Below are 445 nucleotides of genomic sequence, written 5' to 3'. Positions count from 1 at the left end.
GCCGATCCCGGCGATCTCGTCCTCGGCCTGGAAGGTCCGCACACCGAAGTTCTTGTGCCGGCTCAGCTCGTGCAGGATGTCCGACGCCGGCGTGATCGGGTAGGAGCCCAGGTAGAGGGGGAGGTCCGCCTGCCGGGACGCGGCGACCAGGCCGTAGGACAGGGCCAGGTTCCCGGAGATGTTGCGGTAGACACCGGGCGGGAACGCCTTCGCCGCCGGGGCCACCTCGTAGGAGACCGCGAAGTCCTCCGTCGTCTCACCGAAGTTCCAGCCCGCGCGGTAGGCCGCGATGTTCGCCTCGGCGATGGCGGGCTTCCTGGCGAACTTCGTTCTCAGGAACTTCTCCGTGCCCTCGGTGGGGCGGTGGTACATCCACGACAGGAGTCCGAGCGCGAACATGTTCTTGCTGCGCTCGGCCTCCTTGCGGGTGAGGTCGAATTCCTTG

Annotated in this window: 1 pseudogene; it reads right to left on the bottom strand. The window is 67.4% G+C overall.

From position 1 onward, the window contains the following. Positions 1-445, bottom strand: a pseudogene (locus IF28_RS0135780) (2-oxoacid:acceptor oxidoreductase family protein); the annotation flags it as partial.

It is taken from the genome of Streptomyces sp. NRRL WC-3626, assembly GCF_000718785.1.
Lineage (GTDB): Bacteria > Actinomycetota > Actinomycetes > Streptomycetales > Streptomycetaceae > Streptomyces > Streptomyces edwardsiae.
The sequence above is the reverse complement of the archived record's forward strand: the minus strand, read 5'-3'. Positions and strand labels throughout refer to the sequence as shown.